Origin of the sequence: Streptomyces clavifer (genome assembly GCF_036345975.1) — a bacterium.
GTDB classification, from domain to species: Bacteria; Actinomycetota; Actinomycetes; order Streptomycetales; family Streptomycetaceae; genus Streptomyces; species Streptomyces clavifer.
The window spans coordinates 441127-455846 of sequence record NZ_CP107794.1 but is presented as its reverse complement, the minus strand read 5'-3'; the positions used below and the strand labels follow the sequence as shown (position 1 = coordinate 455846).

Genomic DNA, 14720 nt, shown 5'->3' with positions numbered 1-14720 from the left:
ATATCGCTGCGCGATATGCAAGCGAACGGCTTCGCTCCGCGAAGCCGGAAAGGGGCTGCGCCCTTTCCGAGGGTGCGCTTCGCTTACCCTCGAATTCACGCTCCGCGTGAACCAGGATTCCCGCTTCGCAGAAACCCTTCACCGCACTCCGCTGCGCTCCATGCGGGGGTCGTCCGCTGCGCTCCCTCCCCCACCGGCTACGCCGGGCTGGCTAGGTGAGAGGGTGTCCGGGGCCGTCGTGAGAGTGCCCCGGACATAGGCCCGGCCTTTCCGGGCGGGGGCCGGTTTGAGGGTGCATCAAAATCTGACCGTAGCTCAACTCTGGAACCACCCACCCCCACCGTTCACCACCTGATGCACCATGTACCTTTGGCAGATTTGAAGGGGGTGCATCATTTTTGGGTGTAGCTAGAGACTGGAGCCAGCCCACACCACCCCTACCGCACTCCGGCACGCCCGGAACGGCTACCGCACACCCCACCCCCGACCGTGCCGGAACCGGCCGGGCTCACGCGGACACTGCCCCCTCCCGCGGGGTCACAGACCCTCCTGCGACCCCGCGGCACCCCGACTACCCAACCCCCCTCGCCATGGGGCCCCTGGAGACGCTCAAGCACTTCCAGGAGCCCCGAAAAGACAGAGAAAACGCAGATGCCGGGCAACGCAGTCGGCCGGCATCACGGCCAGGACCACCCCCGCATACGCGGGGAGCAGGTGACGGGGACGTCTTGGACGAGCTGGGTGATGGGACCATCCCCGCGTGCGCGGGAGCAGACTCTGTGACCTGCGTGGAAGTTAGAAGGGGGGTTCGTCACTGTAGCCAGTCTGAGGGGGTGGCTTGGCAGGAGTAGCAGAATCGGCCCAGGGGTCGCCTTCGGGGACCTGCCGGGCAGCAGGTACGGCTGACTGCGGGGTGCCCCAGCCTGAAGTGGGTGACGGGCCACCCCAACCGGAGGACGGCGGTGCCGGAGCGGCAGGAGGAACTACCGGCGTCTCGTTCGCTTCGAGGTCATCGATGTCGTTGTTCCATAACTGGCGCAGGTATTCGCGGCAGGTCGCCGGGTCGTCTTCTTCCCAGTGGTCGTCTGGCTTGGCCCAGCGCCGGCCGTCGGGGTCACGGTCTTGTAGTTGGCACAGGGCACGTAGGAGGGCGTCGACGACTACCCATTGGCTGGTGGTTGTGCCGGTAAGAAGGCGCCGGATCGTTTCCCTGCTGACCGGGTGACAGCCGGGCATGTCCCTGGTGAGAGTGGCGATCCGTGGGAGCGAGGGACGTGCGGCTTCCCGGTAGTGAACGAAGAGCTCGTTCACAAGCTCCCGCTTGGGGCCGGGTGGCAGCACGTCTTTACCGGGCATTCGTAACATTCTCGGCATCTAGCAACTCTGCCACGGATAGGCGCAGTTAGACACAGGAAAGCTCGCTTCTGCGTGAGATGACACCACACAAAGACCTACTGAACCCCATGTCAGCTCGTTCTTACTGCCCTTTCCCTCGAATCGACTCAGACCAGCACGTTAATTGCCAGCTTCCACATGGGAATCCATGTTTGAACAACATGCCGTTTTCGCTGGTCAGAGGGGGTGTAGGGGTGGTTTCGTTGGTGTCGGACGCCTTACTGAGCCGCAAATGTCTCGGTGGGTGGACAACGGCGTGGACGTCGCCCGAAACGGCGACGGCCCCCTGGTGGGCAGGGAGCCGTCTGCAGAGGACATCACCACTACATAAGGAACAGCGCATGTCCGACCACGAGCCTAAAGGCACAGGCCAGCCTGCGGAAGGCCCTCGTAGACGCTGGCGACATCGACTCCGCCGGCTCAGGAACGAAGCGGGCGTCTACCTCGTCCGAGGAGCGGCCACCACCGTGGGCGGCATCCTCGTGACCTACAGCGCCTTCTGGATCCAGACACGCGTCTGACGCCACCGTCCGCGGAGGGGCGGAGGGGGCCTGCTCGCAGGATCACTCCGTGGCCGGGGCCGTGGTCCTGGCCCTGGCCGACCGGTCGGGGCCAGGGTCGTATCGGGCTCCCTACCGCGACCCGCCGTGTGTCTGCACCCGAGCCAGAGGCCAGGACTGCCATGCCGGGGGTGGGGCTCTGGCGCACGCTGGGGTATGAACGCGCCGATAGCCGTCCACCGCCCCTCCGCGACCGGTGGACGGCGGGTCACCATCCGCGGGCAGATCGCCGGTCTCGCCCACGACGACCACGACGTCGTGGAGTTCCTGCGCCGCGCCGGCCTCCCCGACGTCGAGCAGCTGCTCGACGACGCGGCGTGGGTGCAATGGCGCGGCGGCAGAGCACACCGCTACGAAGCCGCGTAGCGGGTCCGGCCGGTGGTCAGGCGGGTGAAATACCGGGGGGACGCCGCGGTCGCGGAGCTGCTGGAGCCTGTCCAGGCCTGGCCGGCCGGTCGCAGGGTGCTGGTTCGCCGTGCGTGCCGTGAGCAGCGGCCAGTCGCGGGCAGCGGCTAGGCCGTTCCTTTCGGATCTTGCATGATGATCGGCATGAACACGGAAACCTGCGACCCTGCCGAGTTGGCCGCCCTCCGTGAGATCTTCGCGCCCCGTCCCGAGGCGTCGCTGCCGGCAGGCTGGGAGGCGGTGCGGTTTTTCGAGGCGGAGCACGGCATCCTCCTGCCGGAGCCATACCGCACGTTCGTGGCGGAGGTCTGCGACGGCCTGCGGGCCGGGCCGCCCTACTACGGTCTGCTGCCCTTCGCGCAGACGCCCTCGGATTGGGGCTCCGACCGCCCCGAGCGCCTGCTCGCCGAGCCGTTTCCTCTCAGGTCGACGTGGATGTGGGAGACCAACGAGGAGGACGAGGAGGCATTGTCGGAGCAGGAGCTCGAGGCCCGGATGGACGCCGTGTTCGACCACGGCTCCCTGTTGCTGGGCACCGACGGCTGCGGCATGTACTGGCACCTGGTCGTCACCGGCCCGCAGCGCGGTCACGTCTGGCTGATCGACGAGTACGGCGCGGTGCCCTTCGGTACTTCGCCGAGCACCTCCCCGATGCCGGGCACCCCTGGTTTCACCGGATGGGTGATCCACTGGACCCAGGGCCGTTCCTGGTTCGCCGGTCCTCCGGGAGATGATCCGGAAGAAGCGGCCTAGCCGCGGGCGGCGGTCAGCAGACTCGCTTCGTGCTCCGTTCCGACGGTGTCCTGGTGCGATGCGCCGCCGTGATGACAGTGCGCGACCTGCGGATGTAGATGGCGTCCGTGAGGCCCGTGGAGGGCGCTGGGACGCCCCGGGGGCCCTGGGGTGCCTGACCGCATCACGGGTGGCCCAGCGGCCGCCGCAACACCCTCAGAGGCCAGCGCAGCGCCGCCCGGTTTCCTTCACGAGGGCGCCCACCACCGCTGCAGGGTGGTCAGCGCTTGACGCGGTTGCGGACCGCGAGGACCGCGAGGCCCAGCAGGATGGGTTCGGTCAGTCGGGAGGTCATTTCGATGTAGGTGCCGGTGGTGGTGAGGTCCTGCCCGGAGGAGCGGAAGACCACCGAGTTGAGCGTGACGTTCAATGCCTTCTCGAAGCGCTCCCCGTTGAACCTGTCGCCCTTCGGGTTCTGTGGATCGGCCTTGTCGATCTCGAAGGTGACCTTGCCGCCGCCGGCCGGGACGGTCCCGGTCGCTTCCTGCTTCGGGGAGTCCTGGGCGATCCCGAAGCCCATCAGCAGCACCACGGTGGCCAGCATGGTGGCAGCGAGCCAGTACAAGGCCCGCGAGGCACGCAGGCCGTACCCGGACAGGGCCCAGTAGCCGTGCAGCAGCCCGCGTTCGGTGCGAGTGGTGCCCTCACGGTCATGGCGGCGCATCTCCATCTCGCCGTAGTAGAAGTCCGCCGCCCCCGGCTCGTTCTTGCTGTCCTCGAACGACTTGCGCAGCGCCCGGTAGACCGGTGCCAGCTGTGCCGGTCCGACGTGGCCGGCACTGAACACCGCCACGTTGGCAGGATCTGAGGGGCGCCCGCATGCCCCGAGGGCTGTACGGCCAGCCGTGGTGGTGGTTGGTGCAGAAGCCAGCGGCCGGCTCAGGGGCTCGGGCGGAACGTGCTGCGGCGGCTACCGTTTCGCCTTCGGTAGCCGCCGCATCGCTGAAGTTCTCGCCGGTTCTCCCGTCAAAGAGAACGGATCACCAAAGAGATAGTCGCCTAAATACGCCTTCCCCCATCCGCAACCTGATCAGGATTCGCCAGAAACTTTTCGATCTCTTCAAATGCGTCCTTGAGATCGTTTCCTGTTTCTCGCTCACGAATGCAGAAATGCATCAAGGAGTTGGACATCAGATGCGCAATCGATTTCTGCACGTCGAGAGGAATGTCCTCGCCTGGATAATCACGCACCTCCAACTCCTCGTCTAGAATCTCTAGATAGCATTTTGCGTCCTCGTCACCGGACACAGCAGCTCTCTTCCACCACAGGTAAGCACCTTTGTCATCGCCGAGAGACTCGACAATCTCAGCTACTCGCCGAAGCTCAGCAGAACTGATTTCATCTTTCGCATCTCTCTCGAGCAGTGCGTCTAGCTCAACGAGACGTTTCAGCTGGCGACGATCAAGGAGCTGGGTAATCTGAAGAGTCTCAGAATCATCCAGCGGACACGCCCCGGCCGGGGGCCGGCCCGAAGGCCAACCCCCTGGTTCCCGGGCAGGTCAGAGACCTCACCCGAGACGGCTTCCTTGCACAATGCCTGGTCAATGAGGTCCAGCAGGACCAGACGGGCGAACTTTTCCTGCTCTTTTCCGAACTTCCAGCTGCTCATGCTGACACCTCCTCAGATGACTCAACCATTGCTTTCTCCAACCGTCGACGCGCCGTCCTGATGTACTTCTGGACGGTCCCCACGTCGACGTCCATCATTCCTGCTACCTGATCCAGCGGAAGTTCCCGCACGATGGCGAGATTGACGACCTCGCGCATACGCTCAGGCAGATCAGAAATAAGTGCATAAATCTTGGCGCGAAGTTCAAGAACCAAAAAAGATTCCGGAATTCCGAGAGAAGATGCTGCATCAGGAATATCTTCTGGGGGCATCGGGGTGATCGAGGGTCTCCCACTCTTTCGAAACTCGTCCACGATCACATGGTGCAGAACCTTGCGACTGTAGTGGATTAGTCGAGTGTCGCTGATGTGCCCCAGTTCGGGAAATCGTTTATAAACTTTCTCCATAGTGATCTGGACCGCGTCTTCGGCGAAGTCTCGGTCAGATGATGTGGCCCTGGCCGCCGTCAAAAGAGGGCGCCGCAGGGTAGCGAACCGATTGTTGGGGTCACTGTCGTAAGTGGGCGGACACGCTTCATCGGTCACGGGGACCTCCGACAGCGCATCGCCTGCCACGGCGTGCTGTGGCAGGCGATGCGCACACCGTCCCTCCATGGGATCTCAGGCCAAGCCATGGGCTCAGCTCCCTTCTCGGCGAGGATCTTCAGCGGTGAAGGCAGTGCCTTCACACACCTACACGCCAGAAGGCTCCGGATCCGGACGCCTCACGACGAAATTTTTCAACAGGGTGCCGACCGGCTGCGGTTGGCGGGTCTGCGCAGCCGGGAAGGGTGCGCCCGTCGTGGAGCAGGTCTCCACAAGGGATTCGAATGTCCGGCGCGGCGGCGTGTGGCGTCAGGACCCGAGGGAGCTGACGTCACACGCCGCGGCGCCGAAGGCCTCAGCGCTGAGCACGGGAACTACAGCTTCAGAAACAGCAAAAGCGCCACGAAAGCGGCTACGGCCAGGGTGAGGGCCGGAATCAGGGACGGCATGGAGACTGCGAGGTAGGCGGCAAAGGCCGCGCCCATCATCGCGATCGCGATGGGCGTGCGCTCGTTGCTGGACACTGGGTTTCCTCCGAGGTGTCGGGACTGCCGTGTTCCGGAGAGCGCGTGTGCCCTCCGATGACCTACACGGCGAACCAACGTGAAAGCGGACGCCTGAATGGCCATCACCCTTCCGCCGACCACGGGCCGCCGCTACGCTGCTGCCGCCCAGGGTCCACGACGACGCTGGCGTCGTGGAATTCCTGCTCGGCGCAGGCCTTCCCGACCGAGCAGCTTCTGGACGACACGTCATGGGTGCAGTGGTGAGGCGGCAGAGCACACCGGCACGAAGCGGCGTAGCGGATCGGCCGGTGGTCAGGCGGGGGGGACGCCGGGGGGAGGATGCCGCGGTCGCGGAGCTGCTGGAGCCTGTTCAGGCCGCCCGGCCGGTCACAGGGTGCTGGTTCGCCGTGCGGGCCGCGAGCAGCAGAGGCTGGTCTGCTCCTTCAGTTGACCTGCGCAACGCGTTTGTTGTCCGGCATCATCACGATATGCCGGTCGATCCCGTACTCAGGGCTCGTCCGCCAGCTGGAGCCGTCACTTATGTTCGTCCGGATCCGTCCGTCTCGTCGCGAGCTCAACCGCTCAGGCGGCCGGGCCCCTTGAGAGATCGGTCTCTTCGCTGATGCCTGCCTCCCTTCTGCTGTCGGCACCGGCGTCGCGTTCTGCTACGACACAGCCAGGGCTGGTGCGGCTCGCGCCGCTGCAGGGTGAGACGAACCTTTCGTATCTGGACCGGCTGGCCGACCGCTACCGCCTTGGCGTCAAAGACCTCATCCCGCCGCTGCTCCAGGACGGCACAGAACTGTTCAGGGGCTTCCGCACGGACGGGGAGGTGTACCTCAACGCCGAAGCGCGCGCCCGTGTCTCCGCGTTCTGCCGCGTGTCCGAGAGCGTCCTGGGAAGGGCTCTGCCCGCCTGGGCCGCCCATGAGCCCCTGTCACCGGACGGGGCGGGTCCGGCGGGGCGGTTCCGCTTCGGAGCTGTGGTGCCGGCCGCGGGGGAAGGCTGCCGGCTGTGTACGTCAGCGCGCACCGGAGGGGCCAAGCCCGCGCGGCTGTATCTGCAGCCGCACACCCGGGTCTGCCCGCGCCACCGGCGCTGGATGCTCGGCACCCAGTGGGTCGACGGCGCGCCGGCGGGCACCGAGCAGATCGGCCTGGCGGGTCTGCCCGAGGTGCTTTCAGCGCACCGGTCCCACCTGCACCTGCTGCGGCGCCGTCCGGACACGGCCCGGGCGTTCGAGGTCGCTCACGCCGTGATCGTCTCCTGGTGGGCGCAGCAGTGGCCGGAGGAGGAGGAGTGGCCCGATCGGGTACGTCAGATGGCGCCGTCGGGGGCAGATGCGGGCTGGTGGCGGCTTTTGGTGCGGGACGCGGTTGTCTACCCGGAGACGGTTGCCCTGGCCCGGGTCCTCACCGGCGCACACGTGAGGCAGCGGCTGCTCGTTGAGACCGGCGGGCATCTGCCCCACATGCTGGCTCATACCCCTGCCTTCATTGCTGGGTTGGCGCGGGTGTTGAGACGGCCGTGGCTGCTTGATCGGATCGCCTCGGCTTCGGTGGGCCCTTTGCTGGTCTGGGTGCAGCACTGTGTACGGGCTGGTGCGGGCTCGGCCGCCGCCGGGAGTCTGTGGGAGCTGCGCACGGCGCACCGGCCTCGCAGCGTCGCCCGTGAGCTGACCGTCTACCGCGGTGCTGCCGCCCGGCGGGAGGAGGCTGCGGGCGGCGGGGGGCAGCGTCTGGGGTTGCGGCACACTTCGGATCAGGCGTTCACGGCCGGTTTGGCCCATGCCCGTGCTTATGCCGCTGTCCACGGCCACCTCGCCGTCCCGATCGGCACCTGGTTCAACGGCTTCGCCCTGGGCCGGTGGCTGTCCGATCACCGTGAATCTGCTGCGCTGCCGCCCGAAAACGTCGCGGCACTCGAGGCGCTGGATCTCTGGTGGCGGCCGCCGTGGCCTGTGACGTGGCAGCGCTTCTACTACCAGGCGCAGCACCACACCCGCGCCCGCGGGGCTTTGCGGCCCGAACACGGCTTCCCCACCACCGGCTTCGGGTTGGGTCAATGGCTCTACCAGCAGTGCGTCGGCTATGAGAGTCTGCACTCCGCGCAGCGGGGTCTGCTGGCCGGTATCGGCCTTACTTGTGAGGCCGTACGGGTGGCCCGCCCCGGTAAGCACCGGGCTGCTTCTTTCCAGCGCGCTCTTGGCTGTGCGCGCGCGTTCGCGGAGGCTCACGGGACGTTGGTGCACGCGACTACCGGCACGGTCCAGGACGGCCACAGGCTGGGGCAGTGGCTGGCCGGCGAGCGCAGCAAGGACCGAGCCCACCAGCAGCGTCACGGCACCCACTCCCCCGGGGCGCTGGCACTCTTGGCGATCGACCCGTGGTGGAATCCGCCGTGGTCACTGCAATGGCAACGCTCCTGGTATCAGGCTCGCGCCTGTGTCCAAGACGGCAAGGTCCTCAACGCGGCGGCGGGGTTTCCTGGCACCGGCAGCAAGGTCGCCACGTGGCTGACCACCCAATGTGCCCGGTACGACACGCTCCTGCCCGAACAGCAGGACCTCCTCGCCCGCATCGGTATCACCGCAGCCGCCGCTCTCGAAGCCACTACCCGGCCCACCGAGAGCGGGACTGACTACGCCACCGCGTTGGGACACGCCCGCTGGTATCACGCGGTCCACAACACACTCGCCGCGGCGACCGGCACCATCCATGATGGCTTCCACCTGGGACAATGGCTACGCCGACAACGCCAGCACGCCCGTGACAACGCCCGCCGGGGCGCGCCTTCGCCGGCCGCCGCGAAAGCTCTGAGCGCGCTCGATCCGTGGTGGTGCCCGGCCTGGAGCCTGGCGTGGCAGCGCTCTTGGCAGCGCATCCACGACCAGAGCGAAACCGGCGCCCGGCCTGGGACCGGTCATCACTCCCGCAGCCTCACTCCCGTCCAGCGCGCCTGGCTGCGCCGGCAGCACACCCGGTACCACGATCTGCACCCCGGTCAGCAACGCCTCCTGGCCGGCATTGGCCTCACCACCCGGACCACGGCCGGACCCGGGCCCGTCCCACCGCACGCCGAGTGACTATCCACCCTGGTGATGGTGGGACGTGGTGCGAGGGCTTGCCAGCTCGGCGGTGCGTGGCGCTGATGGGTTGAGAGCCACACGGAAGTACTGTGAAGAACGCCCGCCAAGGCCGGTGAACGCGAGAGCGTGGTGGAGTGACCCCTCGTCCCGGCCTCCTGTCGACAGTTCCTCTGCAGAGGGAGACGACCTCGTCGCTGATCTGCCGCATCGCGAGCCGCTACGGGCTGGAAGCGAAGGCGTTGCGGTCCTGCTGGAAGTGGCACAGCCACCAGCCCCGGCACGACGGCGGGGGTGCACGGGCAGACGCCGAGGTGCTGTTGAACACAGCCGGCCGGCAACTCCTGGGAGGCTTGTGCGGCGTCGAGGAAGACGTGCTGGCGCGGGCGTTGCCGTCCTGGGGACACCAGGACGCCAAGGTGCCCGCCGAAGAGGGCGGAGTGCCGGCGGCGGTGTGGCGGACCGGGGGGACGGTCGCCGGACCGGTGGCATTCGGCTGCCGCCTGTGCACCGCCCGGCGTACGGGGACGGTCGTGCGGGTGGTGCGGTACTCACCTCTCTGGTCCCGGGTGTGTGTCCGGCACGGGAGGTGGTTGCTGGACGCGGACGCCGACCAGCCCTACGAGTACCTGGACGTGCGGTGTCTGCCGGAAGTTGCCGCGGCGCAGCGGCGGTGGGTGGGGGTGGCGCGGCGCGCGGTGCGGGCGGGGGCCCAGCCGGAGCGGGTGTTCGCGCTGGCGCACGCGGTGGTGACCCGCTGGTGGGAGCAGGCCCTGCACTGGGAGCGGGAGAAGGTCTGGCCGCGGCGGTTGCATCAGGTCGCGGGCGGTGATGCCGGGGGTGATCTGGAGTGGTGGCGGATCGTGGGGCGGGGCGCGGTGGTCTTCCCCGAGGTGGTGGCGGTCGCCGACGCGCTGCTGGATCCGGCCATGGGCGAACTGGTGTGGGTGGACAGCGGGGCCGGGCAGCCGCGGGCGCTGCCCGTCGACGGGTTGTTCTGCCGTCGGCTCGGTGAGCGGGTGGGGCGGGAGTGGCTGGGGCCTCTGGTTGCGGCGGACCATGGCGGTCCGCTGATCGCGTGGATGGGCAGCGTGATCCGGCTGCGCCGTGGGGCCGGTGGGCCTCCCGGATATGACAACGACCCCTGGTGGCTGCGTCGGGAGTATCAGCCGGTGACGATGGCGGGGCAGTTGCGGGTGCTGGGCAAGGAGAAGAAGGCACCCGGTTCGGGGACGATGTGGCGGACGGTGGTGCCGGCTGAGCAGCGGATGCGGATCGGCAGTCTCATCGGCAGTGCCGAGGAGCAGTTGCTGCAGCTGCGCGGCGTGCAGAGCGGGCCGACCGCCGAGGTCGCCCGGCAGCTGCTGCAAGGCCTCGGTCACAGTGCTGGTCTGGTCGAGGCGGCCTGGAAGCGGACCGCGGTGGCGGCGGTGAACGGCGGGGTTCCGTTGGAGGAGGTGGCCCGGTGGGCGGATATGTCCCCCGGGACACTGAGAAGGATGCTGACGGCAGGCGGGCAGGAAGAGGACGGCTGAGATCAAGGTGGGCCCGGGCGCATCGGCTGTTAACTGATACAGCACTCGTTTGTGGCAGAAACCCTGAAAACGACGATGCTTGTCGGCGGGAGCGGCTTGGCTGACGCGGGTGATCAGCACAGGAGAGGCCGCCCGGCCCGGGGGCCGGGCAAGGCGAGCGGCCGTGGATCGTCGGAGCGGCTTCGAGGCGGTGTTCCTCGATCCGGTGGGGCAGCCGGTTCAGCAGCGGTGGGCGGATGCCGCCATGACCGTGGGATTCGAGGAGTTGCGACCGGTGTCGGCGTTCCCGGTGATCCCTGGGCGCCGCTGGGGGCCGGGGCTGTGGTGGTCGGCGACCACCGGGCGGCACGTGGCGGCCGGGTCGAACGCGATGCGCACCCAGCTGATGGTCCTGGACCGCGACCCCGATGTGACCGGGCTCGCGGGGCGTCCGGTGCGGCTGCTGTGGCGCGAGGAGCGGGGCCGGGTGCGTTCCTGGGTGCCGCAGCTGTTCGCCCGGTACCGCGACGGCACGGGTCTGCTGGCCGACTGCCCCAGCCACCTGGAGGCCGGCGGCGACCGCGCGGTGAAGGCCGCCGAAGCGGTGAACGCGGCGTGTGAGGAGATCGGCTGGGCCTACCGGCGTCTTGCGCCGCTCGACGACGTCCTGGCCGCCAATCTGAAATGGCTGGCCGGCTACCGCCACCCCCGCAACGCCGGCCGCCCCGGCCTGACGCCCACGGTGGTGGAGGCGTTCGCGCGGCCGCGGCCGCTGATCGAGGGCGTCGAAGCGGCCGGCGACCCGATCGAGGTCCTGCCGGTGGTCTTCCACGCCCTGTGGCACGGCCGGGTGACGGCAGATCTAAAGGCGCCGCTCCACGAACGCCTCCTGGTCGGTCCCGCGGGCTGGAGTGGCCCGCGTCCGGGCACGGCGGGAGGGGCCCGGTGACCGCGCGGCGCAACGCCCGGCCATCGGTGACGGTCGGGGCGCAGGTCCGGTTCCGCGGTGTGAAGTGGCAGGTGGTCGCCCTGTCCGGGCAGACCATTCACCTCGTCGGCCCGGACGGCGGTGGCGAGGCGGTGCTCGCCGGTTACCTGTTCGCCGATCCCGGCTTCAGCGTCATCGGGGCCGAAGTGCCGCAGGCGGCCCCGCAGTGGGGGCTGTTCGAGACCGCCCCCGCCGCGGCACGTGAGAAGGCCATGGCCTGGCAGCGGCACGTGCGGGAAGTCGAATGCGGCCTTGCCGACGGGCCCGGCAGCGCTGGAGCGGTGCGGGTGCAGTACGACCCAGAGCGGCACACGCTGGCCGAGCGGGAACAGGCCAAGGCCGAGGAGCTGACCGCCCTGGGCTTCGGCCGGGTGTCGCGCACCACGGTGCAGCGCATGCGGCTCGCTTACCGCAAGCAGGGCCTGTGGGGGCTCTTGGACCACCGCACCACTCGTGCCTCCAGCCCCACCGGGCGGTCCGACGAACGGGTCGTCGCCGCCGTCCGTGAAGCACTGCGCCGCCGGCGCGGGCGCTCCAAAGGCACCATCAACGGCCTGTTCCCGCTCATCAACCAGATCCTCGAAGATCAGCACGGCCCCGGTACGGTGCCCGTGCCGTCCCAGGCGACGCTGTACCGGCTCGTCACCACACTCGCCCGCCCCGGTGAACTGCCCAGCGGTCCGGTGCGGCAGGTGCCCGCGAGTGTCGAGGGGCGGGCTTTCACTCCCGCCATGGCGCTGCGGCCGGGCGAGCAGGTCCAGATCGACACCACCCGCCTGGACGTCTTGGCCCTCTTCGACGACGGGCGCCTGGCCCGGCCCGAGCTGACTATCGCCGTCGACGTCGCCACCCGCTCCATCCTCGCCGCCGTGCTGTGCCCCAGCGCGACCAAAGCCGTGGACGCGGCCCTGCTGCTCGCGGAGATGGCGGTCCCGCCCCCGGCCAGGCCAACCTGGCCGGACATCCTGCGCATGGACCACGCCCGCGCACTCCCCCACCAGCGGCTGGCCACGCTGGACGAGCGTCTGGCCGGTGCGGCGGCCCGGCCGGTCGTCCTGCCCGAGACGATCGTCGTCGACCGCGGCAAAGTCTTCATCTCCCGGGCGTTCACCGCCGCCTGCGAGAGCCTCGGCATCAGCGTCCAGCCCGCCCCGCCCCGCGCCCCCACCGCCAAGGGCATCGTCGAGCGCACCTTCGGCTCCATCAACGCCCTGTTCTGCCAGCACCTGCCCGGCTACACCGGATCCAACGTCACCCGCCGCGGCCCCGACACCGAGAAAGACGCCTGCTACAGCGTCACCCAGCTCCAGGACCTCCTCGACGAATGGCTGGTGCACTACCACCACCGGCCCCACGAAGGGCTGCGCCACCCGATGATGCCCAGGAAGGCCCTCACCCCGAACCAGATGTGGGCCGCGCTCCTCGCCGTCGCCGGCTATGTACCCGTCCCGCTGACCGGGCGCGACTACCTCGAACTGCTCCCCGTGCGCTGGCAGGCCATCACCCCCGCCGGCATCACCATCCACCACCGCACCTACGACGCGGACCTCCTCGCCCCGCACCGCAGCCAGGCATCCCCCGTCGCCGGCCGCGGCGGGAAATGGGAAATCCACTACAACCCCCACGACGTGCGCCAGATCTGGGTCCGCCTCCCCGACGGCGAACTCACCGAGATCCCGTGGATCCACCGCGACCATGTCCACCGGCCCTTCGACGAACGCACCTGGCAGCACATCCGCACCCAGGCCGTTGACGGCAACCACAGTGACACCGAGCAGCACGAAGCCAGCCTCGCCGACTCCCTCGACCAGCTCATGCGCCGCGTCCACAGCGGCCACGCCACCACAACGGAGCAGGCACTCCTCGCCCGCACCGCTCACCTCCCTCTCCCCACAGCCCGCGACGGGGACCACCACACCGAAACACCCGCTGACAGCCCGGCGCAGCTGGACGAGGACGACAGCATCGACGACCTCGACGACCTGCCCGACGACGACGTCAGACCCGCCCCGGCCGCCGGATTCGGGCTCTACGACGCACACGAGGAAGCCGACAAGTGGTGAACCCGAGCCCGCCAGGCGCGAGCAGCACACAAGGCGGTCCCGGCGACAGCGGCGGAGCCGAGCTGTCGTGGCCGCTGACCACCTGGCAGGGCTGGCACCGCTTCGCGACCACCGACCCCGTCGTCCCTCCCCGGCCCGGCGACCCACCCCGCAGTACAGAGGAACGCCTGGCCTACCACTCCAGCTTCGTCACCATCCGCACCCCCGCCATCCACACCCTGGCCATCCAAGTCCGCACCCTGATGATCCTCGGCCGTCATCAGCAGACCACCGCACGGCCCTCACTGATCGTCACCGGACCCGCCGCAGCAGGGAAAACCACGGCCCTCCTGAACGTCGGGCGTACCTGCCACCTCGCCCACACCCGCAAAAACCCGCCACCACCGGGATCAGCGCATGCTGCGGTACCCGTCGCGTATGTTCTGGTCCCGCCCGGCGCGACCGCGAAAACCCTCATCACCGAATTCGCCCGCTACCTCGGCATCCCCGTGGCCGCGCGCATGACCCAGACCCAGATCACCGAAGCCGTCTGCCACACCTACACCCAAGCCGGCGTGCAGCTCGTGATGATCGACGAGATCCACCGCCTCAACCCCCGCACCACCACCGGCGCCCAAACCGCCGACCTTCTGAAAGACCTCAGCGAACGCCTCCCCGCGACATTCGTCTACGCCGGCATCAACGTCACTGACACCCCGCTGTTTACCGGCGTGAGAGGCGCCCAACTCGCCGGACGCGCCACCCTCGTCGACTGCGGCCCCCTACCCGCCCGCCACGGCACCCGCCACCCGTTCCGCGACGTCATCACCGACATCGAAAACCATCTCGACCTCCAGCAGCACAAACCCGGCACCCTCCCCCACCACGCCCCCTACCTCCACCAACGCACCGCAGGACGCATCGGATCCCTCACCAGACTCATCCGCCAAGCCGCCATCACCGCTATCAGTGACGGCACCGAACGCATCACCAAAACCACCCTCGACACCATCCGCCTCGACCACCTCGCCGAAACCCAACACCGCTCCCGCCGAGGCCGATAGGCCCACCTGCCAGCCAGGCAAAACAACCCTGACCAGCACAAACACCAACCGGGCCTATACACGCCAGAACTACCTACAACACACCCAGCCCCGCTCAACGCACAACACATAGCCCCAGCTCAGAAGCCCCCACCTACCCGCCCGAGCCGCCGACTCCACCTCTCAGCGAACCAGCAACACCCCAGACCAGCCGCCCCACCACACACCAACAAAC

The 14720-nt window shown here is 68.5% G+C and carries 11 protein-coding genes and 1 pseudogene; 7 read left to right on the top strand and 5 right to left on the bottom strand.

All coding sequences use genetic code 11. The annotated features are described in order from the left end of the window. Positions 1–2111: 2111 nt before the first annotated feature. Positions 2112–2321, top strand: coding sequence for a hypothetical protein (locus tag OG927_RS35750; protein ID WP_124283546.1), 210 nt, complete (start codon positions 2112–2114; stop codon positions 2319–2321). Between the two features lie 171 nt (positions 2322–2492). Beyond that, complete coding sequence (locus OG927_RS35745; protein ID WP_124283547.1) at positions 2493–3113, top strand: SMI1/KNR4 family protein; 621 nt, start codon at positions 2493–2495, stop codon at positions 3111–3113. Positions 3114–3372: 259 nt separating this feature from the next. Here the strand turns inward: OG927_RS35745 and OG927_RS35740 are convergent. From OG927_RS35740 to OG927_RS35720, 5 genes and pseudogenes are all read right to left on the bottom strand, one after another. After that, positions 3373–3948, bottom strand: a pseudogene (locus OG927_RS35740) (pentapeptide repeat-containing protein); the annotation flags it as partial. 203 nt (positions 3949–4151) lie between these two features. After that, positions 4152–4400 (bottom strand): hypothetical protein, encoded by a 249-nt coding sequence (locus OG927_RS35735; RefSeq protein WP_330321283.1) that lies wholly within the window; start codon positions 4398–4400, stop codon positions 4152–4154. Between the two features lie 140 nt (positions 4401–4540). Further along, positions 4541–4762, bottom strand: coding sequence for a hypothetical protein (locus OG927_RS35730; protein ID WP_330321282.1), 222 nt, complete (start codon positions 4760–4762; stop codon positions 4541–4543). Continuing rightward, positions 4759–5307, bottom strand: a complete 549-nt coding sequence (locus OG927_RS35725; protein WP_164494257.1) for an RNA polymerase sigma factor — start codon at positions 5305–5307, stop codon at positions 4759–4761. The genes OG927_RS35730 and OG927_RS35725 overlap by 4 nt, the downstream gene beginning before the upstream one ends. 374 nt (positions 5308–5681) lie before the next feature. Beyond that, on the bottom strand, positions 5682–5831 hold the full coding sequence (locus OG927_RS35720; RefSeq protein WP_164494258.1) for a hypothetical protein: 150 nt from the start codon (positions 5829–5831) through the stop codon (positions 5682–5684). Positions 5832–6435: 604 nt separating this feature from the next. Between OG927_RS35720 and OG927_RS35715 the strand changes: the two genes are divergently transcribed. The 5 genes from OG927_RS35715 (at position 6436) to OG927_RS35695 (ending at position 14506) form a co-directional block, all read left to right on the top strand. Beyond that, on the top strand, positions 6436–8898 hold the full coding sequence (locus tag OG927_RS35715) for a helicase associated domain-containing protein (protein ID WP_330319450.1): 2463 nt from the start codon (positions 6436–6438) through the stop codon (positions 8896–8898). Between the two features lie 137 nt (positions 8899–9035). Next, positions 9036–10433, top strand: a complete 1398-nt coding sequence (locus tag OG927_RS35710) for a DNA-binding protein (protein ID WP_124283551.1) — start codon at positions 9036–9038, stop codon at positions 10431–10433. Positions 10434–10596: 163 nt separating this feature from the next. Beyond that, a complete protein-coding gene (locus tag OG927_RS35705; protein WP_056791393.1) occupies positions 10597–11361 on the top strand; it encodes a TnsA-like heteromeric transposase endonuclease subunit in 765 nt (254 codons plus the stop codon). Further along, positions 11358–13463, top strand: a complete 2106-nt coding sequence (locus OG927_RS35700; protein WP_056791389.1) for a Mu transposase C-terminal domain-containing protein — start codon at positions 11358–11360, stop codon at positions 13461–13463. Before OG927_RS35705 ends, OG927_RS35700 begins: the two co-directional genes overlap by 4 nt. A 74-nt stretch (positions 13464–13537) precedes the next feature. Further along, the gene (locus OG927_RS35695) at positions 13538–14506 is read left to right on the top strand and encodes an ATP-binding protein (RefSeq protein ID WP_330321284.1); all 969 of its coding nucleotides are present in this window, start codon (positions 13538–13540) and stop codon (positions 14504–14506) included. The last annotated feature ends 214 nt before the right edge of the window (positions 14507–14720 follow it).

Bases quoted from the DNA above. Each gene is read 5' to 3' on its own strand.
- OG927_RS35730 (WP_330321282.1), bottom strand. From the start codon at position 4,762: ATGAGCAGCTGGAAGTTCGGAAAAGAGCAGGAAAAGTTCGCCCGTCTG.
- OG927_RS35715 (WP_330319450.1), top strand. From the start codon at position 6,436: ATGCCTGCCTCCCTTCTGCTGTCGGCACCGGCGTCGCGTTCTGCTACG.
- OG927_RS35745 (WP_124283547.1), top strand. From the start codon at position 2,493: ATGATGATCGGCATGAACACGGAAACCTGCGACCCTGCCGAGTTGGCC.
- OG927_RS35750 (WP_124283546.1), top strand. From the start codon at position 2,112: ATGAACGCGCCGATAGCCGTCCACCGCCCCTCCGCGACCGGTGGACGG.